Origin of the sequence: Mesorhizobium sp. M2A.F.Ca.ET.067.02.1.1 (assembly GCF_004023285.1) — a bacterium.
In the GTDB taxonomy this organism is placed as follows: domain Bacteria; phylum Pseudomonadota; class Alphaproteobacteria; order Rhizobiales; family Rhizobiaceae; genus Mesorhizobium.
Genome location: NZ_RZSB01000930.1, coordinates 1 through 1,991, shown reverse-complemented (window position 1 = coordinate 1,991; position 1,991 = coordinate 1). Strand labels below are relative to the sequence as shown.

The following is a 1,991-nucleotide window of genomic DNA, read 5'->3' as shown; positions in this document are numbered from 1 at the left end:
AGGGTCGGAATCTCGCGCATCATATGCGAGGTGGCGAACATTGGACAGCGGGAACAGGTAGATTGTCAACTTTTAAGATTGCAAGAATGTCAGACAATCCAGGTTGACGCCCTCGTGGTTGTATGATCCTTTTACGCAAGAAAGCAGCAGCGCCGGGGATCATAAACGTGGTGGCAGACGTACTTTCCAGCCAGGTTGGTTCGCGACGTGTGGACGCCGGCCGCATCGTCTTGAACGTGCGCGAGATCGGCACCGGTCCGCTGATGCTGTTTTTCCACGGCATAACGTCCAACTCCGCGGTGTTCGCGCCGTTGATGGCGCAGCTTTCGGCCCGCTTCACGACCGTAGCTGTCGACCAGAGAGGGCATGGCCTCAGCGACAAGCCCGAAAGCGGCTACGAGGCGAATGATTACGCGGACGACATCGCCAGCCTGATACGCACGCTCGGCCGGGGGCCTGCCATCCTCGTCGGGCATTCACTCGGCGCCAGAAACTCCGTCACCGCGGCGGCGAGAAATCCGGAGCTGGTGCGGTCCGTGATCGCGATCGACTTCACTCCCTATATCGAGACCGAAGCGCTCGATGCCCTGGAGAGCCGGGTGAACGCCGGAGACCGGATTTTCAGGGATGTCGAGGCCGTCCAGGAATATCTCGCGGGCCGCTATCCGAATATTCCCGCCGACCCCATCAGGATCAGAGCAGAGAGCGGCTATCGGCAGGTCGAAGGCGGTCTGCGTCCGCTGGCGTCGCCCTCGGCAATGGCTCAAACCGCCAAGGGCCTTCGCGCGGACCTGACGCAGGCGTACCGCGACGTGGCGAAGCCCGTCCTCATCGTCCGCGGCGAAGAGAGCAAGCTGGTTTCGGCGGCGGCGCTGGCAAAGACCAGTCGGTTGCGGCCCGATCTGCCCGTGGTGGTCGTCCCGGGAGCCGACCACTACGTCAACGAAGTGTGTCCCGAGGTCACGCTGAAAGCCATCACCAATTTCATCGACGCCTGACGGCCCGTCGCGCCGTCTTCTTGTACGCAGCATCAGGATAGAAAATGGCCAATGTAAACAAAACTCCGGGCAAGACGCGTCGCGCGGAGGTCGCCGGAGGGGGCTTTGCCGGCCTGACGGCCGCCATCGCTCTCAAGCAGAACGGCTGGGAGGTCAGGTTGCACGAAAAAAGCTCCGAGCTTCGGGCGTTCGGCGCAGGCATCTATCTCTGGCACAATGGCCTCCGCGTGCTCGAAGGGCTGGGCGCCTTGGACGATGTTCTCCTGGGGTCGCACACGCCTCCTACCTACGAAACCTGGATGCATAACAAGTCGATCTCCAGGGAGACGTTCAACGGCCTTCCCTGGCGCATCATGACGCGCAGCCATTTGCACAATGCTCTCGTCAGCCGCGCTCGTGCCCTGGGGGTCGATATTCGCGTCGATTCCGAGGCGGTCGCCGCCGACCCGGAAGGCCGCCTGACCCTGCAGACCGGCGAGGTTCTGGAAGCCGACCTGATCGTCGGAGCGGACGGCGTGGGCTCCAAAGTCAGGGACTCCATAGGGTTCAAGCAGGACCGCTGGACGTCGAAGGATGGAATTATCCGGCTGATCGTCCCGCGCAAGAAGAAGGAACTCGGCCACGGCGAGTGGGACAACACCATCGACATGTGGAACTTCTGGCCGCGCGTCCAGCGTATCCTTTACTCGCCCTGCAACGAGAACGAATTGTACCTGGGTCTGATGGCGCCGGCCGCCGATCCGCGTGGGTCTAAAGTTCCGCTCGACCTCGAGGTCTGGGTCGAGATGTTCCCGTTCCTTGAACCATGCCTGGTCGAAGCCGCCAAGCTCGAGACTGCGCGGTACGACACGTATCAGACGAACAAGCTGGACAGCTGGACCAGAGGCAAGGTGGCGCTGGTGGGCGACGCCGCGCATGCGATGTGCCCGGCCCTTGCCCAGGGCGCCGGTTGCGCGATGGTCAACGCCTTCAGCCTGTCGCAGGACCTGGAGG

Annotated in this window: 2 protein-coding genes; both read left to right on the top strand. The window is 62.5% G+C overall.

What is annotated here, in order from left to right:
• Positions 1 to 170 precede the first annotated feature (170 nt).
• Positions 171 to 998, top strand: coding sequence for an alpha/beta hydrolase (locus EOA28_RS33845; protein ID WP_281060948.1), 828 nt, complete (start codon positions 171 to 173; stop codon positions 996 to 998).
• Between the two features lie 44 nt (positions 999 to 1,042).
• On the top strand, positions 1,043 to 1,991 hold a 949-nt coding region (locus tag EOA28_RS33840), incomplete at its 3' end, for an NAD(P)/FAD-dependent oxidoreductase (protein WP_148671038.1).